General features: G+C 61.9%; 18 protein-coding genes and 2 tRNA genes. 7 read left to right on the top strand and 13 right to left on the bottom strand.

Features of this window, described 5'->3' with window-relative positions; genetic code table 11:
* Nucleotides 1-101 precede the first annotated feature (101 nt).
* The 3 genes from E8F06_RS02880 to E8F06_RS02890 all read right to left on the bottom strand — a co-directional run bounded on the left by E8F06_RS02880 (nucleotide 102) and on the right by E8F06_RS02890 (nucleotide 2,752).
* A tRNA-Ala gene (locus E8F06_RS02880) sits at nucleotides 102-177 on the bottom strand.
* A 146-nt stretch (nucleotides 178-323) separates the two neighbouring features.
* Nucleotides 324-1,805 carry a glutamate--tRNA ligase gene (gene gltX / locus E8F06_RS02885; protein WP_280364010.1) on the bottom strand — a complete coding sequence of 494 codons (1,482 nt, stop codon included), beginning with the start codon at nucleotides 1,803-1,805 and terminating at the stop codon, nucleotides 324-326.
* Nucleotides 1,806-1,831: 26 nt separating this feature from the next.
* A complete protein-coding gene (locus E8F06_RS02890; protein WP_190828647.1) occupies nucleotides 1,832-2,752 on the bottom strand; it encodes a LysR family transcriptional regulator in 921 nt (306 codons plus the stop codon).
* A gap of 108 nt (nucleotides 2,753-2,860) precedes the next feature.
* Between E8F06_RS02890 and E8F06_RS02895 the strand changes: the two genes are divergently transcribed.
* The 3 genes from E8F06_RS02895 to E8F06_RS02905 are packed head-to-tail and all read left to right on the top strand — an operon-like array spanning nucleotide 2,861 to nucleotide 6,397.
* Nucleotides 2,861-3,907 (top strand): HlyD family secretion protein, encoded by a 1,047-nt coding sequence (locus E8F06_RS02895; protein WP_280364014.1) that lies wholly within the window; start codon nucleotides 2,861-2,863, stop codon nucleotides 3,905-3,907.
* A gap of 49 nt (nucleotides 3,908-3,956) precedes the next feature.
* A complete protein-coding gene (locus tag E8F06_RS02900) occupies nucleotides 3,957-5,456 on the top strand; it encodes an MDR family MFS transporter (protein ID WP_280364176.1) in 1,500 nt (499 codons plus the stop codon).
* Nucleotides 5,457-5,497: 41 nt separating this feature from the next.
* Nucleotides 5,498-6,397, top strand: a complete 900-nt coding sequence (locus tag E8F06_RS02905; protein ID WP_280364017.1) for an EamA family transporter — start codon at nucleotides 5,498-5,500, stop codon at nucleotides 6,395-6,397.
* A gap of 36 nt (nucleotides 6,398-6,433) precedes the next feature.
* Here E8F06_RS02905 and uvrB read toward each other — a convergent pair whose 3' ends face one another.
* The gene (gene uvrB, locus E8F06_RS02910; protein WP_280364019.1) at nucleotides 6,434-8,449 is read right to left on the bottom strand and encodes an excinuclease ABC subunit UvrB; all 2,016 of its coding nucleotides are present in this window, start codon (nucleotides 8,447-8,449) and stop codon (nucleotides 6,434-6,436) included.
* A gap of 183 nt (nucleotides 8,450-8,632) precedes the next feature.
* Between uvrB and E8F06_RS02915 the strand changes: the two genes are divergently transcribed.
* On the top strand, nucleotides 8,633-9,829 hold the full coding sequence (locus E8F06_RS02915; protein ID WP_280364021.1) for an amino acid aminotransferase: 1,197 nt from the start codon (nucleotides 8,633-8,635) through the stop codon (nucleotides 9,827-9,829).
* A gap of 70 nt (nucleotides 9,830-9,899) precedes the next feature.
* A tRNA-Asn gene (locus tag E8F06_RS02920) sits at nucleotides 9,900-9,975 on the top strand.
* A gap of 305 nt (nucleotides 9,976-10,280) precedes the next feature.
* On the opposite strand, the gene E8F06_RS02925 is transcribed toward E8F06_RS02920, so the two are convergent.
* The 9 genes from E8F06_RS02925 to E8F06_RS02965 all read right to left on the bottom strand — a co-directional run bounded on the left by E8F06_RS02925 (nucleotide 10,281) and on the right by E8F06_RS02965 (nucleotide 18,505).
* Nucleotides 10,281-10,607, bottom strand: a complete 327-nt coding sequence (locus E8F06_RS02925) for a helix-hairpin-helix domain-containing protein (protein ID WP_280364022.1) — start codon at nucleotides 10,605-10,607, stop codon at nucleotides 10,281-10,283.
* Nucleotides 10,608-10,699: 92 nt separating this feature from the next.
* Nucleotides 10,700-10,873: a hypothetical protein gene (locus E8F06_RS02930; protein WP_280364024.1), complete on the bottom strand. Its 174-nt coding sequence runs from the start codon at nucleotides 10,871-10,873 to the stop codon at nucleotides 10,700-10,702.
* An 818-nt stretch (nucleotides 10,874-11,691) separates the two neighbouring features.
* On the bottom strand, nucleotides 11,692-11,970 hold the full coding sequence (gene ihfB / locus E8F06_RS02935) for an integration host factor subunit beta (RefSeq protein WP_077525274.1): 279 nt from the start codon (nucleotides 11,968-11,970) through the stop codon (nucleotides 11,692-11,694).
* Nucleotides 11,971-12,119: 149 nt separating this feature from the next.
* Entirely contained in the window at nucleotides 12,120-13,799 is a 1,680-nt protein-coding gene (gene rpsA, locus E8F06_RS02940) for a 30S ribosomal protein S1 (RefSeq protein WP_151132766.1), read from the bottom strand.
* Between the two features lie 279 nt (nucleotides 13,800-14,078).
* Complete coding sequence (gene argE, locus E8F06_RS02945; RefSeq protein WP_280364027.1) at nucleotides 14,079-15,251, bottom strand: acetylornithine deacetylase; 1,173 nt, start codon at nucleotides 15,249-15,251, stop codon at nucleotides 14,079-14,081.
* A complete protein-coding gene (locus tag E8F06_RS02950) occupies nucleotides 15,244-15,921 on the bottom strand; it encodes a DUF1028 domain-containing protein (protein WP_280364029.1) in 678 nt (225 codons plus the stop codon). Before E8F06_RS02950 ends, argE begins: the two co-directional genes overlap by 8 nt.
* Before the next feature lie 11 nt (nucleotides 15,922-15,932).
* Nucleotides 15,933-16,364 carry a RidA family protein gene (locus E8F06_RS02955; RefSeq protein WP_280364031.1) on the bottom strand — a complete coding sequence of 144 codons (432 nt, stop codon included), beginning with the start codon at nucleotides 16,362-16,364 and terminating at the stop codon, nucleotides 15,933-15,935.
* Between the two features lie 69 nt (nucleotides 16,365-16,433).
* The gene (locus E8F06_RS02960) at nucleotides 16,434-17,753 is read right to left on the bottom strand and encodes an NAD(P)/FAD-dependent oxidoreductase (RefSeq protein ID WP_280364033.1); all 1,320 of its coding nucleotides are present in this window, start codon (nucleotides 17,751-17,753) and stop codon (nucleotides 16,434-16,436) included.
* A gap of 257 nt (nucleotides 17,754-18,010) precedes the next feature.
* Nucleotides 18,011-18,505, bottom strand: a complete 495-nt coding sequence (locus tag E8F06_RS02965) for a DMT family transporter (RefSeq protein WP_280364035.1) — start codon at nucleotides 18,503-18,505, stop codon at nucleotides 18,011-18,013.
* 79 nt (nucleotides 18,506-18,584) lie between these two features.
* On the opposite strand from E8F06_RS02965, the gene E8F06_RS02970 reads away from it, so the two are divergent.
* Complete coding sequence (locus E8F06_RS02970) at nucleotides 18,585-19,487, top strand: LysR family transcriptional regulator (protein WP_280364037.1); 903 nt, start codon at nucleotides 18,585-18,587, stop codon at nucleotides 19,485-19,487.
* 87 nt (nucleotides 19,488-19,574) lie between these two features.
* Nucleotides 19,575-21,206 (top strand): VRR-NUC domain-containing protein, encoded by a 1,632-nt coding sequence (locus E8F06_RS02975; protein ID WP_280364039.1) that lies wholly within the window; start codon nucleotides 19,575-19,577, stop codon nucleotides 21,204-21,206.
* Nucleotides 21,207-21,208 lie beyond the last annotated feature (2 nt).

Raw genomic sequence — 21,208 nt, forward strand, 5'->3', positions numbered from 1 at the left:
GGACTCGAACCCCTGTTACCGCCGTGAAAGGGCGGTGTCCTAGGCCACTAGACGAAGGGGACGAAACCTTCATGCCTTTTCGCGACCCACTCTTGAAGGAGTGGTGGAGCTAGACGGGATCGAACCGTCGACCTCTTGCATGCCATGCAAGCGCTCTCCCAGCTGAGCTATAGCCCCGTCGCGAGGACGGGGCGCATATTAGGGGCGCCCCCTCCCGCTGTCAACAACATTTTTTCTACGAACCGAACTTTTTTATCTGGAAGAACAAACACTTACCCGACCTCGGTTGGTGCGGGCCCTTCCCCGCACCGACCGAAGGGCCATCAGGCGATGGCCGCCAGCAGTTTCTCCCACTCCTTGGTTTCCTTCTTCGACACGCCACCGAGCAGCTCGATGGCCTGGCGCAGCCGGAAGCGGCTGAGGTCGGCACCAAGGATTTCCATCGCATCCAGCACGGAGACCGAGCTGGCCTGACCGGTGATGGCCGGGAACATCAGCGGCATGACATCGCGCAGCTTGAGTTCCAGGCTCTCGGCCACCGCCTGAATGCAGCCGGTGATGCGGTCCTTCTCCCACTGACGCAGGGACTCCAGCTTCCACAGCACGAGCTGCATGACCTGGCGAACCTGGTCCGGATTCAGCTTCTTGTGCTCGAACAGCTTGGCATCCAGCGGCACGGCGCCGGAGAAGAAGAAGCCCGCCAGCGGAGCGATCTGGCTGAAGGTTTCCACCCTGCCCTGCACGTGCGGCGCGATGCGCATCAGGTATTCGGGGTTGAGCGCCCACTTCTGCACTTCGGCGGCAAAGCGCTCGACCGGCAGTTCGCGAATCCACTGGCCGTTCAGCCAGGACAGCTTCTCCAGATCGAAGATCGGACCACCCAGCGAGATACGCGACAGGTCGAAGTGCTCGACCATCTCCGCCAGGGAGAACTTCTCGCGCTCGTCCGGCATGGACCAGCCCATGCGGCCCAGGTAGTTGAGCATTGCCTCGGGGAGGAAGCCCATGCGCTCGTAGAAAGTGATGGAAGTGGGGTTCTTGCGCTTGGACAACTTGCTCTTGTCCGGATTGCGCAGCAGCGGCATGTAGCAGAGCTTGGGCTGCTCCCAGCCGAAGTATTCGTAGAGCTTGATCAGCTTGGGCGCCGAGGGTAGCCACTCTTCGCCGCGCAGCACGTGGGTGATGCCCATCAGGTGGTCGTCCACCACGTTGGCGAGGAAGTAGGTGGGCAGGCCATCAGTCTTCATCAGGACCTGCATGTCCATGCGGTCCCATGGGATTTCGACATCGCCACGGAGCATGTCCGGGACAACGCAGACGCCTTCGCTCGGCACCTTCATGCGCACGACATGGGGCTCACCGGCGGCGATGCGCTTGTCTGCCTCATCCTTGGCCAGATGCATGCAGTGGCCATCGTAGCGCGGGGTTTCCTTGCGCTCGGTCTGCTCAGCGCGCAGCTTGTCGAGGCGCTCAGCGGTGCAGAAACAGGGGAACGCATGCCCCTTGTCCACCAGCTCCTGGGAGTACTTCTTGTAGATCTCGCCACGCTCGCTCTGGCGATAGGGGCCGTGCGGGCCGCCGACATCCGGGCCTTCGTCCCACTCGATGCCGAGCCAGCGCAGGGCGTCGAAGATCTGCTGCTCGGACTCGCGGGTGGAGCGCAGCTGGTCGGTGTCTTCGATGCGCAGGATGAACTGACCGCCGTGCTGGCGCGCGAAACACAGGTTGAACAGGGCGATGTAGGCGGTGCCCACGTGCGGGTCGCCGGTGGGCGACGGCGCGATACGGGTACGGACGGTGGTCATGGGTTGTTCTCGAAACAGAGGGACGATCAAAGGCGCGATCTTATCAGGCTGGCCGCCGCGGGCTCCAGCAAGTGACCTTCCTGCACCGGCAAGCTGCGCATCAGGAAGTCGAGGAAGGCCTTGACCTTCATCGCCTGGAAGCGCCTCGACGGGTAGACAGCATAGATCTCGCCACTGGGCAGACGCGCCTCGGGCAGGAGCTCGATCAGCTCGCCACGCTGCACGGCCGGCTCAGTGAACATCAAGGGCAGCGCAGCGATGCCGGCGCCAGCCAGCACCGCCTCACGGGCAAAGGTGATGTTGTTGCAATAGAGCACGCGCTGGCAGGGCACGCTTTCCCCCTGCAGCATCCAGTAGCGCTGGGAATCCTGCGGCAGCAGCACTGCACGATGGCCAGCCAGCGCCTCAACCGTGCGCGGTGTGCCGTGTGCCGCCAGATAGGCCGGACTGGCGCACAGGCGCCGGGCGCTCTCGAAGAGCTTGCGGGCGATCAGGGTGGAATCCTGGGGCTGGCCGATCATGATGGCGATATCCACGCCCTCTTCCAACGGATCGACGTTGCGCGAGGTGATCTCCACCTCAGCAGTGATCTGCGGATACTGGCGCATGAAACTGCCCAGCACCTTGCCGAGGAACAATTGGCCGAACTCGATGGGCGCCGTCACTCGCAGCAGGCCGGACGGTTCCTGCTGCAATTGCATCACAGCCTGCTCGGCCTCGGCGAAGTCCAGCATGATTTGCCGGCAACGCTCGTAGTAGGCCAGCCCCACTTCGGTCAGGCGCAATTTGCGAGTGGTGCGATTGAGCAGGCGGACGCCAAGCCGCTCTTCCAGCAGGGCTATGCGTCGGCTGACGGTGGACTTCTGCATCCCCAGGCTCTGCGCAGCCTGAGTGAAGCTGTGGCACTCGACCACGCGAGTGAAGATCAGCGCATCATCCAACCCCATGATTGTTCCCTATAAGCAACAAAGTTTCTGAATTGTACTGTCTATTTGCGAGGACGGAACACTGCTAGATTCGCAACATTCTGAAAAGACTCCGAGCCCGGTTTTCATATGCCTGCAAAATTGCAACGCCGCCTGTTCATCTTCATCGCCCTGGTGGCAATGGTCATCGCCGGCTTCTTCGCCCACTGGCTGCTGATCGGCCGCTTCGTCGAGTCCACCGACAACGCTTATGTCCAGGGCGAGATCACTCGCATTTCCAGCCAACTGGGCGCCCGAATCGACGAAGTCCTGGTCACCGACAACCAGCAAGTGAAGAAGGGCGACCTGCTGGTACGCCTGGAAGCCGACGACTTCAAACTGGCCTTGGAGCGCTCCCGCGCCCAGCTGGCGACCCGCGAGGCCGAACTGGCCCAGGCACAGAGCAAGCTGACCCAGCAATCCAGCCTGATAGCCGCTAGCCAGGCCGACGTGGCAGCCAGCCAGGCAACCCTTGGCCGCACCCAGATCGACCTGTCCCGCGCCCAGACCCTGCGCAAGCCCGGCTACATCTCGGAAGAGCGGGTCACCACTCTGTCCGCCGACTCCCGCGTGGCACGCTCGCAGGTCGCCAAGGCCGAGGCCGATCTCAAGGCCCAGCGCCAACAGATCGATGCCCTGAATGCCGAGGTCAAGCGCCTGGAAGCACAGATCGCTACAGCCCGCGCCGAAGTGGCCCAGGCCGAAATCAACCTCGGCCGCACCGAGATCCGCTCCCCCGTGGACGGCCGCGTCGGCCAGCGCGCCGCGCGCAACGGCCAGTACGTCCAGGTCGGCGCCCACCTGCTGTCCCTGGTGCCGGACAGCGACATCTGGGTCCAGGCCAACTTCAAGGAAACCCAGATCGAGCGCATGGTGCCCGGCCAGACCGCCGAACTGGTGTTCGACAGCTTCCCCGACACCCCGATCGAAGCCCGCGTGGACAGCCTGTTCGCCGCTTCCGGCGCACAGTTCAGCCTGCTGCCGCCGGACAACGCCACCGGCAACTTCACCAAGGTGGTGCAACGCATTCCGGTGAAGCTGACCTTCACCGCTGACAACCCGCTCAAGGGCCGTATCCGCCCCGGCATGTCCGTTCTGGTCAAGGTGCACCTGAAGGCCGAGAACCATGGTGGGTGATGCACTGGTTCGCCCTACCGGCGAACCTACCCGGCGCGACTGGATTGCCGTGATGAGCGCCATGCTCGGTGCGTTCATGGCAGTCCTCGACATCCAGATCACCAACTCCTCGCTCAAGGACATCCAGGGGGCGCTCTCCGCCACCCTGGAAGAGGGCTCGTGGATTTCCACCTCCTACCTGGTGGCGGAAATCATCATGATCCCCCTCACTGCCTGGCTGGTGCAGTTGCTCTCCGCGCGACGCCTGGCGGTCTGGGTCTCCATCGGCTTCCTGATTTCTTCCCTGCTCTGCTCCCTGGCCTGGAGCCTGGAGAGCATGATCGTGTTCCGCGCCATGCAGGGTTTCACCGGCGGCGCGCTGATCCCGCTGGCGTTCACCCTCACACTGATCAAGCTGCCGGAACACCACCGCGCCAAGGGCATGGCGTTGTTCGCCATCACCGCAACATTCGCCCCCTCCATCGGTCCGACCCTGGGCGGCTGGCTGACGGAGAATTTCGGCTGGGAATACATCTTCTACATCAACGTGCCACCGGGCCTGCTGATGATTGCCGGCCTGATGTACGGACTGGAAAAGAAAGCCCCGCACTGGGAGCTGCTGAAGCGCACCGACTACGCGGGTATCGTCACCCTCGGCCTCGGACTGGGCTGCCTGCAGGTATTCCTGGAGGAAGGTCATCGCAAGGACTGGCTGGAGTCCCAACTGATCGTCGGCCTGGGCAGCGTCGCCCTGGTGAGCCTGATCCTGTTTGTCATCCTCCAGGTCTCGCGCCCCAATCCGCTGATCAACCTGGGCATCCTGAAGAATCGCAACTTCGGCCTGTCGAGCATTTCCAGCGTCGGCCTCGGCATGGGCCTGTACGGCTCGATCTACGTGCTGCCGCTGTACCTGGCACAGATCCAGGGCTACAACGCGCTGCAGATCGGCGAAGTGATCATGTGGATGGGTGTTCCACAGCTGTTCCTGATTCCGCTGGTACCCAAGCTGATGAAGGTGATTCCGCCCAAGTTCCTCTGTGCGCTGGGCTTCGGCCTGTTCGGCTATGCCAGCTTCGCCTCCGGGATACTCAACCCTGATTTCGCCGGACCGCAGTTCAACCAGATCCAGATCATCCGCGCCCTCGGCCAGCCGCTGGTAATGGTGACGGTGTCACTGATCGCCACCGCCTACATCCAGCCCCAGGACGCAGGCTCGGCCTCCAGCCTGTTCAACATCCTGCGCAACCTCGGCGGCGCCATCGGCATCGCCCTGCTCGCCACCCTGCTGGACGCGCGCGCCAAGGTTTATTTCGACTACCTGCGCGAATCCCTGGTCCCGAGCAACCCGCAGGTGGCCGAGCGCCTGGCTCTGCTGACCGAAAAGCTTGGCAGTGAACAGGCTGCCCTTGGCAAGCTCAGCGAGATCGCCCACCAGCAGGCCAGCATCATGGCCTACAATGACGCCTTCCATTTCATCGGCATCGCCCTCGGCGTCAGCATGCTCGCCGTGCTGCTCACCCGCGCCCTGCCCGCCGGTTCCACCGGTGAAGCAAGCGCCGCCGCCCACTAATCCCGCGCCGGGCCACCGGCGCGATTCGCTTCAGGCTGTACATGTCTTCCCACGCTTCGACCCGCCGCACCCTTCTACTGATCGGTGCCTTCGCCATGATTTACATCGGCTGGGGCACCACCTACCTGGCTAACCACTTCCTTCTCCGAGAACTGCCGCCCTTCGCCATCGCCACCCTGCGCTTCCTGTTCGCCGGCGCCCTGGCCCTGGGCTGGGTGCTGGCCAGCGGCAAGGCCCAGGTCCAGCGCAGTGACCTGGGCGGCGCGCTGATCGGCGGCGTAATGCTGATCGCCGTTGGACAGGGAGCGCTGATCTACGCCAACCAGTTCCTGCCAACCGGCATGCTGGCGATGCTCTACACCACTCTCCCCCTCTGGAGCGTCGCCCTGGAATGGCTGCTGGATCGCCGCCCACCGTTGTGGGTCCTCTGCGGCCTGGCCCTGGCCAGCGGCGGCATTGTGATGCTGATGGGCAGTAGCCTTGGCAGCGACGCCGGCTTCGAACAGTGGTTCGCCGGCGGCCTGGTCGTACTGGCCACCCTGCTCTGGGCCATCGGCGCCTGGCTGCTGCGCCAGCGTCCGCCCTTCCGCTCCAGCTGGATGGGCCTCAGCCTACAGATGCTGACCGGCACAGTGATCCTGGCAATCTTCGGCCTCTGGCGAGGGGATTGGCACGGCGTTGAGCTGGCCAACGTGAGCCTGGACGCCTGGCTGTGGATGGCCTACCTGGTGATTCCGGTCAGCCTGGGGGTCTATCCCGCATACTTTTGGCTGCTGCGGGAAGTGAAGCCGAGCCTGGTGTCCACCTTCGCCTTTGTGAACCCCGTAGTGGCCCTGCTGCTGGGGTTCCTGATCCTCGGCGAGCGCCTGGAAGTCGCCGCCCTGGGGGCGTGCCTGGCGACCCTGATAGGGGTGGTCATGATCATCTTCGGCAGACGCTGAAGCCCCATGAAAAAGGCGCCCTCTGGCGCCTTTTTCTTAGAGATTTATCAGCCGCTCGCGCAGCTTCTGGATCTCGTCGCGCATCTGCGCCGCGGCTTCGAACTCCAGGTCGCGAGCCAGTTGGAACATCTTTTCTTCCATCTGACGAATGCGCTTGGTGATCTCGTTGGGCGAACGCAGCTCGGCCTCGTAGCGGGCACTCTCCTCGGCCGCCTTGGCCATGGCTTTGCGCTTGTTGCTGCGCGAGCCGGGCACGGTGGCGCCCTCGAGGATATCCTGGATGTCCTTCTTCACACCCTTCGGCACGATGCCATGGGCTTCGTTGAACTCCAGCTGCTTGTTCCGCCGCCGCTCGGTCTCACCCAAGGCACGCTGCATGGAGCCGGTTACGTTATCCGCGTAGAGGATCGCCTTGCCGTTCAGGTTACGCGCCGCACGGCCAATGGTCTGGATCAGCGAGCGCTCGGAGCGCAGGAAGCCTTCCTTGTCGGCGTCGAGAATGGCGACCAGCGACACTTCCGGCATGTCCAGGCCTTCGCGCAGCAGGTTGATGCCTACCAGCACGTCAAACGTGCCAATACGCAGGTCACGAATGATCTCCACGCGCTCCACGGTATCGATGTCCGAGTGCAGGTAACGCACCCTGACGTCGTGATCGGCCAGGTAGTCGGTGAGGTCCTCAGCCATGCGCTTGGTCAGGGTGGTGACCAGCACCCGCTCCTCGACCGCCACACGCTTGTGGATTTCCGAGAGCAGGTCATCGACCTGGGTAGTGGCCGGGCGCACTTCGACCTCCGGGTCCACCAGACCAGTGGGCCGCACCACCTGCTCGATCACCCGGCCAGCATGCTCACCTTCATAAGGGCCGGGCGTGGCCGACACGAAGATGGTCTGAGGGCTGATGGCCTCCCACTCGTCAAAACGCAACGGACGGTTATCCAGCGCCGACGGCAGACGGAAGCCGTATTCCACCAGGGTTTCCTTGCGCGAGCGGTCCCCCTTGAACATGGCGCCAACCTGGGGAACGGTGACGTGGGACTCGTCGATCACCAACAGGGCATTGGCCGGCAGGTAATCGTAGAGCGTCGGAGGTGCCTCGCCTGGCGCGCGACCGGACAGATAGCGGGAATAGTTCTCGATGCCGTTGCAGTAGCCCAGCTCGAGGATCATCTCCAGATCGAAACGGGTGCGCTGCTCAAGGCGCTGCGCCTCCACCAGCTTGTTGGCGGATCGCAGCTGCTCCAGGCGTTCCTTCAGCTCCTCCTTGATCTGGTCCACTGCACCCAGCAGCACCTCGCGGGGCGTCACGTAGTGACTCTTGGGGTAGAACGTGAAGCGCGGCAGCTTGCGAATCACTTCGCCGGTCAGCGGATCGAACGCCGCCAGGCTTTCCACCTCGTCATCGAACAGCTCGACGCGAATGGCCTCCAGGTCGGATTCCGCCGGGAAAATGTCGATGACATCGCCACGAACCCGGAAGGTGGCGCGGGCGAAGTCCATATCGTTACGGGTGTACTGCAGCTCAGCCAGGCGCCGCAGCAGGGTGCGCTGGTCGATGCGGTCACCGCGGTCGATGTGCAGCACCATCTTCAGGTAGGACGCGGGATCGCCCAGGCCGTAGATGGAGGAAACGGTGGCAACGATGATGGCATCGGGCCGTTCCAGCAGGGCCTTGGTCGCCGACAGGCGCATCTGTTCGATGTGGTCGTTGATCGAGGCGTCCTTCTCGATATAGGTGTCGGAGGACGGGACGTAGGCTTCCGGCTGGTAGTAGTCGTAATAGGAAACGAAATACTCGACGGAGTTGTTCGGGAAGAAGGCTCGGAACTCGCCGTAAAGCTGCGCAGCCAAAGTCTTGTTGGGCGCCAGGACCAGCGTTGGTCGCTGAACCTGGGAAATGACGTTGGCAATGCTGAAGGTCTTCCCCGACCCCGTCACGCCCAGCAGGGTCTGGTGCGAAAGGCCGGCTTCCAGCCCTTCCACCATCTGGCGAATGGCCTCCGGCTGGTCGCCGGCGGGCTTGAAGCGGGTGACAAGCTGGAACTCCGACATGCTGACCTCGACTTTGGATGTGACACCTGCGCAGAACGGGCGTCATACCTGGCGGAAAGCTTGCGAGCGATGTCGCGGCAAGCTGTCTGGGCCGCTATAATACCGGCCCGATTGCGCAACCCCTAGCGCACATCGTTCGGGGTTACGTCCCATCCTCACCTTCCTCCTCCGAGCTGCCGCATCATGAGTCTGTTTTCTGCCGTCGAAATGGCTCCGCGCGACCCCATCCTGGGTCTCAACGAAGCGTTCAACGCCGACACCCGTGCCAACAAGGTCAATCTGGGCGTGGGCGTTTACTACAACGAGCAAGGCCGTATCCCGCTCCTGCGCGCTGTAGCTGAAGCGGAAAAGGCCCGCATCGAAGCGCACGCCCCGCGCGGTTACCTGCCGATCGAAGGCATCGCCGCCTACGACCAGGCCGTGCAGAAGCTGCTGTTCGGTGCCGATTCCGAACTGCTGGCCCAGGGCCGTGTCGTCACCACCCAGGCCGTAGGTGGCACCGGCGCGCTGAAGACCGGCGCCGACTTCCTCAAGCGCCTGCTGCCCAATGCTGTAGTCGCCATCAGCGACCCGAGCTGGGAAAACCACCGCGCCCTGTTCGAATCCGCCGGCTTCCCGGTGCAGAACTACCGCTACTACGATGCCGCCACCAATGGCGTAAATCGTGCCGGTCTGCTGGAAGACCTCAAGGCGCTGCCCGCCCGCTCCATCGTGGTCCTGCACGCCTGCTGCCACAACCCCACCGGCGTGGACCTGGAACTGGAAGACTGGAAAGCCGTCCTGGAAGTCCTGCGCGAGCGCGAGCACGTGCCGTTCCTTGACATCGCCTACCAGGGCTTCGGCTCCGGCATTGATGAAGACGCCTTCGCAGTGCGCCTGTTCGCCCAGTCCGGCCTGCAGTTCTTCGTATCCAGCTCCTTCTCCAAGTCCTTCTCCCTGTACGGGGAGCGCGTTGGCGCCCTGTCTGTGGTGACCGACTCGAAGGAAGAAGCCGGCCGCGTGCTGTCCCAGGTCAAGCGCGTGATCCGCACCAACTACTCCAACCCGCCGACCCACGGCGCCACCGTGGTGGCTTCGGTGCTGAACAGCCCGGAACTGCGTGCGATGTGGGAAGCGGAACTGAGCGAGATGCGCACCCGCATCCACAGCATGCGCCTGGCCATGGTCGAGCAACTGGCCGCCCAGGGTGCCAAGCGCGACTTCAGCTTCGTAGCCCGTCAGCGTGGCATGTTCTCCTACTCCGGCCTCACCGCCGAGCAGGTGGAGCGCCTGAAGAACGAGTTCGGTATCTACGCTGTCAGCACCGGCCGCATCTGCGTTGCCGCGCTGAACAACAGCAACCTGGAAAGCGTGACCCGCGCCATCACCCAGGTCCTCTGAAGAGAATCGGGAGAAGTTCAGGCAAACGCTTGACTTCTCCTTTCTAATCAGTAAGATACGCCGCATCCGATCCGCGATAGCTCAGTCGGTAGAGCAAATGACTGTTAATCATTGGGTCCCTGGTTCGAGTCCAGGTCGCGGAGCCAAATTGAAAGCCCTCGGCATATGCCGGGGGCTTTTTCTTTGGGCGCCGAACTCTCACCAGGAACTTCGTCCCAGGTTATTCGGTCCTGCGTCCCTCACCCCTTCGGGGCCGCGCTGAAGCGCGTTCGGCGTTCGCCGTCGAGTCCAGGTCGCGGAGCCAAATTGAAAGCCCTCGGTATATGCCGGGGGCTTTTTCTTTGCGCCCAAGAAACCTCCCTCTCAAGCGTCGTAACGCCCCATCGCACCAACTACACAGCCACAAAAAAGCCGACCTTGATAGGCCGGCTTTCCTGATATCACTCGCTAGTCACTCCGCTGTTAGTTTGTCGCGACTCTTCTCCAGCGTCTTGACGCCGATGCCTTTGACTTCGAGCAGGTCGTCCACCGAGGAAAATGCTCCATTCTCCTCACGATACTGCACGATCGCCCGAGCCTTCGTCGCTCCAATACCGATCATCCGCTCCTGCAACGCGACCTCATCTGCCGTGTTGATGTTCAGTTTGCCGGAGTCAGAGGAAGCACTTGCAACTGCCGCAGTCGGCTCGCTCTTCGCTGCCACCGCAACTTGGGCGTAACCGAAACAAAGCGAACAGAGAACCAGAAGCAATGGGGCAAGTCGAACGCGAAACATCATGAACACTCCTTGTCATCAGTAAGAGGAAGGGCGGTACTCCATAAACCGCCCAACACAAACTAATGCCTGGAGTTAGCGGGCTCAATTCGACGCTACTGATGAATCCAGTCAACAATTTCCTCTTCGAAGGTGTAACCGTTGACGGTTTCGCGTAGGAACTGGCGCACACGGACGTAGTCATTGCTTCCCACCGCCGCGAACAACTCCGAAAACACCCGCCTGTAGATATTCCAGGATAAGTGCCTTCCATTGATCCACAGGATCATCCGGTGCTCGGTCGGACTAATGTTATCGCCAACGAGGAGCTCCTCATGACGACGCCACCATGGAGTTTCTGTCAGAGCGCAGCCAAGCCAGATAAGAGAATCATCCACCCCGCAGACAATGAGCCTGGATCGGTTGAATTTGGGAGATTAATAATCTTCCAACAATCAGAAAATGACCTAACCGTACGGACACTGTATTGCAGCATGCAATAGACAAAGCGAATCGCGCCGCAATTAATCTCAACGGCAGAACCTTCTACGCAGGAAGACCCTCAGATCAAAGATCTCGCACCAAAATAGCCAATTGAGCGCATTTGAGAAACTCAATAGAAATAGCTAGAACAACTTGAGCTTTCAGCGAAGCAGAAAATTCAACGATGAAACCGAATTCTCGACGACGATAAACCATCGAAACTTTCAGAAATCCAGAGAAAATGCGCAAACATCCACGCTCGTAGAACTTTGGCTTGCCCCCTTAGAAGGAGGCGATTCCCTTGCGAATAGAATACAAACTGCCAGCAAAAAAACCGATAGCCTGAACTAGTTTGAACCCAACAGAAAAATAACAAGAATAGCTGGGCGCCAAGTGACGCCGCTGAACGACCACCACTCAACCCACAACAACCACGCGACACAGAAAAAGATTTTTAAATGGAAATAAAAAACCATCCACCCCGCCATCCAGGGTGAATTGATTTATATCCAACTTATCAACTAACAGGAAGAAGCAGACTATTCCCGGAAAAACGCGAGACTGACTCGCAGACGGCTAGCAAGCGTCATCTAGACGCATCTGTCGCTCTCCATCCGAGTCGGAATCATTCATTGACCCGATCTCGCAACTCCTTGCCTGGCTTGAAATGCGGTACGAACTTGCCATCCAACCGCACGGACTCCCCTGTCTTGGGATTCCTACCGACGCGCGGCGCACGGAAATGAAGGGAAAAACTACCAAACCCACGAATCTCGATCCGGTCCCCAGTCGCCAGCGCCTGAGACATCTGTTCGAGCATAGTCTTGATGGCAAGCTCAACGTCCTTGGACGACAGCTGGCCCTGGTGGGTGACGATTCGTTCGATCAACTCCGACTTGGTCATGGTTTTCCCTTCTAATTCAAGCGGCTAGATCAGCTCACTGAGGTTTTAGCACGCCTGAGAGGCTTTGAACAGCCCAAGGGTAGGAAGGGAAATCGCAGACAGCAAAAAGGGCGGCCTAGGCCGCCCTTTTTGCTGATGGAGCAGGGTGATTAGCCCTGGTTCTCCATCTGAGCACGGATCAGGTCACCAATGGTGGTCGGGCCGGTGGACTCGACTTCCTGCTTGCGCAGTTCCTTCATGGCGTCCTTCTCGTCATCAACGTCCTTGGACTTGATGGAGAGGCTGATTACGCGGCTCTTACGGTCGATGCTGATGATCTTGGCTTCGACTTCTTCGCCTTCCTTCAGCACGTTGCGAGCGTCTTCAACGCGGTCACGGCTGATTTCGGAAGCCTTCAGAACACCTTCGATCTCGCCGCCGAGGCTGATTACAGCGCCCTTGGCGTCAACTTCTTTCACGGTGCCGCGAACGATGCTGCCCTTCTCGTGCATGGAGGCGTAGCTGGAGAACGGATCGTCTTCCAGTTGCTTGATGCCCAGGGAGATGCGCTCACGCTCCGGATCAACGGAGAGGATGACGGTTTCCAGCTCGTCGCCCTTCTTGAAGCGGCGTACGGCTTCTTCGCCAACTTCGTTCCAGGAGATGTCGGACAGGTGAACCAGACCGTCGATACCACCTTCCAGGCCGATGAAGATACCGAAATCGGTGATCGACTTGATGGTGCCGGAGATCTTGTCGCCCTTGTTGAAGCGGCTGGAGAAGTCTTCCCACGGGTTGGACTTGCACTGCTTGATGCCCAGGGAGATACGACGACGCTCTTCGTCGATGTCCAGAACCTGAACTTCCACTTCGTCGCCAACCTGAACGACTTTCGACGGGTGGATGTTCTTGTTGGTCCAGTCCATTTCGGAAACGTGTACCAGGCCTTCCACGCCCTCTTCCAGCTCGGCGAAGCAGCCGTAGTCGGTGAGGTTGGTTACACGGGCGGTCACGCGAGTGCCTTCCGGGTAACGAGCCTTGATGGCAACCCATGGGTCTTCGCCCAGTTGCTTCAGGCCCAGGGAAACGCGGTTGCGCTCGCGGTCGAACTTCAGGACCTTCACGTCGATCTCGTCACCAACGTTGACGATCTCGGACGGGTGCTTGATGCGCTTCCAAGCCATGTCGGTGATGTGCAGCAGGCCGTCTACGCCGCCCAGGTCAACGAACGCACCGTAGTCGGTGAGGTTCTTGACGATACCTTTGACTTGCTGGCCTTCCTGCAGGGATTCCAGCAGAGCTTCGCGCTCGGCGCTGTTCTCGGCTTCCAGGACGCTACGACGGGAAACGACAACGTTGTTGCGCTTCTGGTCCAGCTTGATGACCTTGAACTCGAGTTCCTTGCCTTCCAGGTGGGTGGTGTCGCGTACGGGACGCACGTCGACCAGGGAGCCCGGCAGGAACGCGCGGATGCCGCTGACGTCGACGGTGAAACCGCCCTTGACCTTGCCATTGATAACGCCCTTGACCACTTCTTCGGCGTTGAAGGCGGCTTCCAGAACCAGCCAGGACTCGGCACGCTTGGCTTTCTCGCGGGACAGCTTGGTTTCACCGAAGCCGTCTTCCACTGCGTCAAGCGCAACGTGGACCTCGTCACCCACCTTGATGGTCAGTTCGCCTTGTTCATTGAAGAACTGCTCGACCGGGATGACGCCCTCGGATTTCAGGCCAGCATGGACGGTGACCCAGTCACCATCGATGTCGACCACGATGCCGGTGATGATGGCACCCGGCTGCATGTCGAGGGATTTCAGGCTTTCTTCAAAAAGTTCTGCAAAGCTTTCGCTCATGTTCATACCTGTAGTCAAAGGCCAGGAAAGGCCCTATTCCGCACTCCAGCCAATGCGGTCAAGTCATCAATAGAAGCGACGAGGATCGAAGCTGGTATCCTGCGCCACCTCGGTTGCGCCACCTCCCACGAATGCGAAAAGCGACGCGAATCTCGGTGTTGACATTGGCATTTTCAACCTCCGGACGGAGGAATCGAGCCAACATAAGGGCTGGAATGGTAGCAATGGGGTAGACGCCCGTCAATCGCGCATCCTGCCCCATTCCAGAGGGTCGGCAGTCTACGCCAAACCGCCTTCATCCTGCAGATGAAGCGCCAGGCGGCGCAGCATCGCATCGCATCCGGCCAGTTGTTCGCAGCTGATGAATTCGTCTGGCTTGTGCCCCTGATCCATGCTTCCCGGACCACATACGACAGTGGGAATACCCGCTTGTTCGAACAATCCCCCCTCGGTACCGAAGGCCACCGTGCCGAACTCCGTCGACCCACTGAGCAGCGCCAGCAGCCGCGCCGCCTCGCTGTCCGGCGAAGTGGCCAGCCCTGGATAGGCACTCAGCGGCTTCAGGCTGATACCCGTTTCCGGCTGCACCGCGCGCATTCGCGGCGCCAATTCGGCCTCCGCGTAGGCTTGCAGTTCATCCACCACCTGCTGGGCATCGAAGTCCGGCAGTGCACGCACCTCGAAATCGAACTCGCACTCCGCTGGCACGATGTTCAGGGCACGCCCGCCCTTGATGGTCCCGGTCTGGACTGTCGAGAACGGAGGGTCGAAACGCTCGTCATGACGCTCGGGCCGCGCCAGCGCCGCACCGATATCCCCCAGCTTGCCGATCAGCCGCGCCGCGTACTCGATGGCATTGACGCCATAGGGCGCATAGGCGGAATGACAGGCGGCACCCTGGACCTGGCAGCGCATCGCCAGTTTGCCCTTGTGGCCCAGCACGGGCTTCAGTTCCGTAGGCTCGCCGATCAGGCACAGTCGTGGCTTGTGGGGGCGCCGTTCCAGTTCCGCCAGCATCGAGCGCACGCCGAGGCAACCCACCTCCTCGTCATAGGAGAAGGCCAGATGAACCGGCAGTTTCAGCGGCCTCTCCAGGAACACCGGCACCGCAGCCAGGACTGATGCGATAAAGCCCTTCATGTCCGCCGTACCGCGCCCGTAAAGCCGCCCTTCCCTCTCCGTCAGTCGGAAGGGCTCCACCGTCCAGGCCTGCCCATCCACCGGCACCACGTCCGTATGACCGGAAAGCACGACGCCACCCCGGTCGCGAGGACCGATGGTGGCGAACAGGTTGGCCTTGGTGCGTTCCGGGTTATGAAAGAGTTCGCACTCCACCCCCAACCCGGTCAGGTAGTCCCGGATGAACGCGATCAGCTCAAGGTTGGAGTCACGACTGACCGTGGCAAAGCCGACCAGCCGCTCGAGCAGATCGCGACTGGACAACTCACTCATCGCCCGGCACCCCATAGCTGGGCGCGGCTGTAGGATTCAGCGCCCGGGTCAGGTAGTCCTGCATCTGCGGCCGATATGCCTGCCAGAGGGCATCCAGCTGGCCGATAGGATTTTCGTCCGCCCAGTCCACGCGAAGGTCGATGATCGGCCAGGTGAGATCCCCCACCACCTTCAGCGCCGCCGAATGCACGGGACCGGCTTCACCACCGGCCGCCATCGCCGCATGCATGGCCGCCAGCAAGCGATCGGCCAGCACACCCGGCGTTGCTTCAAAGGCTTGCACCATGGCCTCGATCACCTGAGTGCCGGACAGCAGGTTCCCGGCAGCGACGCACTGCTCGCCGGCCACTGCGTTGTGCACCCCCAGCGCCTCGCTGCCGCTGAACAGCGCAGTTCGGCCCTGAGCGTCGATCACGGTCACCTGCCGGTACTGGCTCCAACCGTTGGTGCTGAGCGCCCGATCCAGAGCAGCCGCTGGTTCCAGTTGCTGCGAGTCGAGCAGGTCGAGGATCTGCGGCCCCAGGGCCGGGAGGGTGACGTTCTGGGTCGCGACCGCTCCGACCCCGGCCCGTACCCAAGGGCAACGGGCACCAACGGCAATGCTGGAAGAACTGATGGCGATGCCGAGCTGCCCGGTTTCAGGGCAGCGACCGATGATGGAGAACGTCATGATCCTGCTCCTTATACCTGCGCCGGCTGCCAGTCGTCCGGGATCACCGCGATGACGTCGATCTCCATCAGCCACTGGGGCTGACCCAGGGCCGACACCACCAGCCCGGTGGAGATGGGGAACACGCCCTTCAGCCACTTGCCGACTTCCTGGTAGACGGGTTCGCGATAGCGCGGATCGATCAGGTAGGTGGTGGTCTTGACGATGTGGGACAGGTCACTGCCCGCCTCTTCCAGCAGTTGCTTGACGTTTTTCATCGCCTGCTCGGTCTGGGCCTGCGGATCGCCAAGGCCCACCAGGCGCCCCTCGAAATCGGTACCGACCTGGCCGCGAACGTAGACGGTATTGCCGGCGCGCACGGCCTGGCACAGGTCGTTGTTCAGCGTCTGGTTCGGGTAGGTGTCTTTGGTGTTGAACATGCGGATGCGGGTATGGGTAGGCATCTACTGGCTTCCTTTGAATAGTGTGTTAAACGTGCGAATCGGAGCGCGCGTGCGGGACTGATCTTTCGATCAGTCCTCAGCCTGGCGCTGCGCAGCGTCGCGATAGTCGAGGTACTTGCGCTGTGTGGCGATGTGGTCGGCGATGTGCTTGGCGTCGTGCCAAACGCCCCAGATGAAGGTGGAGCCGCGACGCGACAACCAGGGCAGCCCGAGGAAATACACGCCAGGCTCGCTGGATACGCCACGTTGATGCTTCGGCTTGCCATTCGCGTCGAAGGCGTTGACCTGCAGCCAGCTGAAGTCGACCGAGTAGCCGGTGGCCCAGATGATCGAGGTGACGCCAGCCTCGGCCAGGTCGAGTTCGAGAATCGGATTGGATACGCATTCCGGTTCCGGGAAGGTCCTGCGAGCTTCGGGTTCTTCCGGAAGGTCGAGACCATTGCGAGCGATGTAGACATCCGCGGCATCGAGCAGCGACAGGTAGTTCTCATCGCCGCGAGCGAGGTTGTCCGCAAGATCGGTCTGGAAGGTCACCACACCATCATTAAAGGATTTCGTCAGGCCGACCAGCGTCATGCCCTGCTGGGCCAGTTCGCGGAAATCGACAGTCTTGCCACCACGGGCACCGCTCACCGCGATGGTGACGTGCTCCTTGCCCGGCCTGGCAGCCTCGGCATCCCACTCGCCAAGAACGCCCAACCACCAGCAGAAATCACGGTTGCGATAGGCGCGCGGGGGACGATCATGCGGCCCGACCGACAGATACACCTTCCGGCCGGAGCGCATCAGTTCATCCGCGATCTGCACCCCCGACGAACCCGCGCCGACCACCAGAATGGCGCCCTCAGGCATCTGCTCAGGGTTGCGGTACTGGGCGGAGTGAATCTGCAGGAGCCGATCATTCTTGGGCGCGATCGGTGGAATGACTGGACGCTGGAAGGGACCGGTCGCAGATACGACACGACGAGCCTGGATCACGCCCTCGGACGTTTCGATGGTGAATCCCGGGCGATCGGCATTACGCACCACACTCTTCACTTCCACCCCGGTGCGAATGGGGGCATCGAACTTCTTGGCATAAGCCTCGAAATACGCCGCAACCTGCTCCTTCGGGGCGAAGGCGTCAGGGTCGAGGCCTTCGAATTCCAGACCGGGGAAGCGGTCGTGCCATGCCGGGCCATTGGCGACCAGTGAATCCCAGCGCCCGGTGCGCCAGGCTTCGGCAATGCGATTGCGCTCGAGAACCAGGTGGGGCACTCCGAGCTTGCTCAGGTGTTCGCTTATGGCCACGCCGGCCTGACCGGCACCGACAACAAGCGTATCTATTTCCATTTGTTCAACCGTCACGCCCGTGTGCTTTTGAAAGGCGGCTTGGTTCAGGTCGGTCATGGCTTGCCTCCTCTGACTCTGATCTTTGTTGTTCTGCTGATGCGGCTATTTGTTGGGGTTGGCCGCATTCTGTTCAGAGGCAGGGATTCGCGAAATTATGATTTTTGTAGTCGCTGGCTAGGAAAAAGCTGCACGCACGGAAAACGCCAGGCCCCGCGCGGTACAAGGCTTCGAATATAGGTTTTTTAGCGTCAGGCACGACATATTTGATGGCCCAGCGTGCGCCTGGAAGCAGCTGGCTCGACTGGTTTTCTCAACTAGGCCCCGGTGCGCTGCACCACCGGTGCCGCCTCGGTGCTGAAGGCCTGCAACACGACCACGCCCGCCACCAGCAACAGCGCACCCAGCGCTTTGCCCGGATTCAGTGGCCGCTCCGTCAGCCCCATCAGGCCGAAGTGATCCAGGGCCAGGGACGCCAGCATCTGCCCTGCCACCGCTGCGGCGACGAAACCGCTCACCCCCAGCTTGGGCGCGAGGATCAACGCCAGGGAAATGAAGCAGACACCATAAATGCCGCCGCTCCACACCCAGATCGGCGCCTTGGCGGCAAAGGCGAACGTCGGCATCGGCACGCGCAGTGCCAGCAGCAGCGGCAGCAATACGGCGATGCTCACCAGCAAGGAGACCAGCGTCGCCCAGAGCGGATGCCCCAGACCCCGTCCTAACAGCGCATTGGCGCCGGCCTGAAGCGGCACCACGGCGCCGGCGCCCAGGGCCAGCAACAGCAGAAGAAGTGATTGGATCGATGGCATGACAGCTACTCCAGGAAACTTTCCCTGGACTCTAAGTAATCCATCGAACAGATTTAAATTCTGTTTTCATCTACAGAACATGCAGCAAATGAATGAACTTCGCCGCATCGACCTGAACCTGCTGGTCATTCTCGACGCCCTGCTGGCAGAACAGCACGTCACCCGTGCCGCCGAGCGCCTCCACCTCAGCCAACCGGCTGTCAGCCACGCCCTGGGACGCTTGCGTGACCTACTGAACGACCCCTTGCTGGTGCGCATTGGCGGCGGCCTGACACCCACTCCGCGCGCCCTGGAACTGCAGCGTCCACTGGCGGACGTCCTGGGAAGGGTCCAGGCGCTGCTGGCTCCCCAGGGCTTCGATCCCGGTACCGCCCAGCGCAGCTTCCGCCTGGCCATGTCCGATTATGGCGCTGCCAGCCTGCTGCCGGCCCTGACCCGCGCCCTGCGCGAGCAGGCGCCAGGTATCGACCTGGAAATCAGCCAGGGCAGCCGCGAGACCATGCTGGAACAACTGCAGAACGGCGAGATCGACCTGGCCGCCGGAGTTTTCCCGGAACTGCCCGATAACCTGCGCAACGCCAGCCTGTTCGAGGAAGGCTTCGCCTGCCTGGTGGACCGCAATAGCCTGCCCGCGGAGGGACTAGACCTCGCCAGCTACCTGGCGCGCCCCCATGTGCTGGTGGAGATGAGCGGCGGTGGCGCCGCCGAGATCGAGCGCGCACTGACCCGCATTCGCGAACGGCGCCGCATTGCCGTACGCCTGCCCCACTGGAGCGTGGCTCCGCAACTGATCGCCGGCACCGACCTCATCCTCACCGTTGCCAGTCGCGTCCTGCGCCGGATCGACACGGCCCATCTGGCCGTGGTGCCGCCACCGTTCGAGCTTCCGGGGATCACATTCGACCTGGTCTGGCACCAACGCACCCTTGGCGACCCGGCGCTGGACTGGCTGCGTGACCAGATGCAGATCGCGGCTGCATGACCCATTGATCGAAATCCGTTTGCCGCTGCCCGGCCGCGCCTGATATCTGTATAAATCCACAGTAAAAGCCCAAACCACCCTCCTCCCATGCCCGCCGCCCTCGAAGATCCCTTCTACTACCTGAACAATTTCCACACCCTGCTGGACTGGATTTGCCAACGCTACAGCGACCTGCTGGATGCCGAGGAGCAGGCATTCATCGAGGATTTCCGCACCCTGCCCCGCGCGTCCCAGGCGCTGCTGGTACGCATGGTGATGCGCAAGGGCACGCTGTTTCGCGCCAGCAAGCTGAACTACGCCGAAATCGGTGAAACCCGAGCTGCGGCAGCACCGCTGGTGGCGCTGGGTTGGGTGGAGGACGCGCCGGAACTCGAACTGCCACAGCTCTTCGGCCTGCTCACCCTGGGCGAAGTAGACGCCTGCTTCGGTAAGGCACCGGGACGCAAGGCGGAGCGTCTGGAGGCCCTGAAGAGCGAACACGGCGAACCCCGTGCCTTCGCCGCCTGGTACCCGGCCAACAGCGACTGCGTGTACGCCCTCGGCCAGATGGATGTCTGCGACCGCCTGCGCCTGATGTTCTTCGGCAACCTTTACCAGGACTGGTCCGAATTCGTCCTCGCCGACCTCGGCATCTACCAGTACGAAAAAGTGGAGATCGACGCCTCGGCACGGGGCTTCCGCGAGCGCGCCGACCTGGACTACTACCTGCAACTGCACCGCTGGCGGGAACGCTTCGAAGCCGGCGAAGCGCTGGACCAATTGCTCCCCGAACTGCCCCTGGAAACCCACGCGAATCCCTGGCTGGATGCGCGTCGGCGCAAGTTGCTGTTCCAGGTCGGCCAGCACTGCGAACGCAGCGAATTGCTGGAGGCCGCCCTGGGTTTGTACGGTCTGTGCGACTACCCGGGCGCACGGGTACGGCGCATCCGCGTTCTGGAGCGACTGGACGCCAATGCAGAGGCCTTCGACCTGGCACAGCACGCCTGCGCAGAGCCCGAGAGTGAAGAGGAAGAACAGCACCTCAGCCGCATCCTGCCGCGCCTGCGACGCAAGCTGGGCCTGCCCAAAGAGTCGCCAACCACCAAGGTCCCCGTGCAGCGCATCGACCTGGTACTGCCGCAGCCGCCGGAGCCGCTGTCGGTGGAGCACGCTGTGCTGCTGCATTTCCACGAAGACGACGCGCCTGTGCACTACGTGGAGAACACCCTGCTCAATTCGCTGTTCGGCCTGCTCTGCTGGGACGCCATCTTCGCTGCGCTGCCCGGTGCCTTCTTCCATCCGTTCCACAATGGCCCGGCGGACCTGCTCAACCCCGACTTCCATGCACGCCGCGCCGAGCTGTTCGACGCCTGCCTGGCGCAACTGGATGGCGACGCCTACCAGGCCAGTATCCGACGGACCTACGTCGCCAAACAGGGGCTGCTGTCGCCCTTCGTCTATTGGGGCAACCTGGACGAAAACCTGCTTGAGCAGGCCCTGACCTGCCTGCCGGCGGCACAGCTGAAAGCCTGCTTCCAGCGCATCCTCGCGGACATCAAGTCCAATCGCGCCGGCCTGCCGGACCTGATCCAGTTCTGGCCGGAAGAACGGCGCTATCGACTGATCGAAGTGAAGGGCCCCGGCGACCGCCTGCAGGACAACCAACTGCGCTGGCTGGAGTTCTGCGCCCAGCACGGGATTCCCGTGGAAGTCTGCTACGTGCAGTGGGCGGACGCCTGACC

Origin of the sequence: Pseudomonas sp. BN411, from assembly GCF_029871235.1 — a bacterium.
Taxonomy (GTDB): Bacteria; Pseudomonadota; Gammaproteobacteria; order Pseudomonadales; family Pseudomonadaceae; genus Metapseudomonas.

What these genes read in the sequence shown, in the direction of transcription:
- gltX (WP_280364010.1), bottom strand. Translation starts at nt 1,805, where the DNA reads ATGACCACCGTCCGTACCCGTATCGCGCCGTCGCCCACCGGCGACCCG.
- E8F06_RS02890 (WP_190828647.1), bottom strand. Translation starts at nt 2,752, where the DNA reads ATGGGGTTGGATGATGCGCTGATCTTCACTCGCGTGGTCGAGTGCCAC.
- E8F06_RS02895 (WP_280364014.1), top strand. Translation starts at nt 2,861, where the DNA reads ATGCCTGCAAAATTGCAACGCCGCCTGTTCATCTTCATCGCCCTGGTG.
- E8F06_RS02905 (WP_280364017.1), top strand. Translation starts at nt 5,498, where the DNA reads ATGTCTTCCCACGCTTCGACCCGCCGCACCCTTCTACTGATCGGTGCC.
- uvrB (WP_280364019.1), bottom strand. Translation starts at nt 8,449, where the DNA reads ATGTCGGAGTTCCAGCTTGTCACCCGCTTCAAGCCCGCCGGCGACCAG.
- E8F06_RS02915 (WP_280364021.1), top strand. Translation starts at nt 8,633, where the DNA reads ATGAGTCTGTTTTCTGCCGTCGAAATGGCTCCGCGCGACCCCATCCTG.
- E8F06_RS02925 (WP_280364022.1), bottom strand. Translation starts at nt 10,607, where the DNA reads ATGATGTTTCGCGTTCGACTTGCCCCATTGCTTCTGGTTCTCTGTTCG.
- E8F06_RS02930 (WP_280364024.1), bottom strand. Translation starts at nt 10,873, where the DNA reads ATGATCCTGTGGATCAATGGAAGGCACTTATCCTGGAATATCTACAGG.
- ihfB (WP_077525274.1), bottom strand. Translation starts at nt 11,970, where the DNA reads ATGACCAAGTCGGAGTTGATCGAACGAATCGTCACCCACCAGGGCCAG.
- rpsA (WP_151132766.1), bottom strand. Translation starts at nt 13,799, where the DNA reads ATGAGCGAAAGCTTTGCAGAACTTTTTGAAGAAAGCCTGAAATCCCTC.
- argE (WP_280364027.1), bottom strand. Translation starts at nt 15,251, where the DNA reads ATGAGTGAGTTGTCCAGTCGCGATCTGCTCGAGCGGCTGGTCGGCTTT.
- E8F06_RS02950 (WP_280364029.1), bottom strand. Translation starts at nt 15,921, where the DNA reads ATGACGTTCTCCATCATCGGTCGCTGCCCTGAAACCGGGCAGCTCGGC.
- E8F06_RS02955 (WP_280364031.1), bottom strand. Translation starts at nt 16,364, where the DNA reads ATGCCTACCCATACCCGCATCCGCATGTTCAACACCAAAGACACCTAC.
- E8F06_RS02960 (WP_280364033.1), bottom strand. Translation starts at nt 17,753, where the DNA reads ATGACCGACCTGAACCAAGCCGCCTTTCAAAAGCACACGGGCGTGACG.
- E8F06_RS02965 (WP_280364035.1), bottom strand. Translation starts at nt 18,505, where the DNA reads ATGCCATCGATCCAATCACTTCTTCTGCTGTTGCTGGCCCTGGGCGCC.
- E8F06_RS02970 (WP_280364037.1), top strand. Translation starts at nt 18,585, where the DNA reads ATGCAGCAAATGAATGAACTTCGCCGCATCGACCTGAACCTGCTGGTC.
- E8F06_RS02975 (WP_280364039.1), top strand. Translation starts at nt 19,575, where the DNA reads ATGCCCGCCGCCCTCGAAGATCCCTTCTACTACCTGAACAATTTCCAC.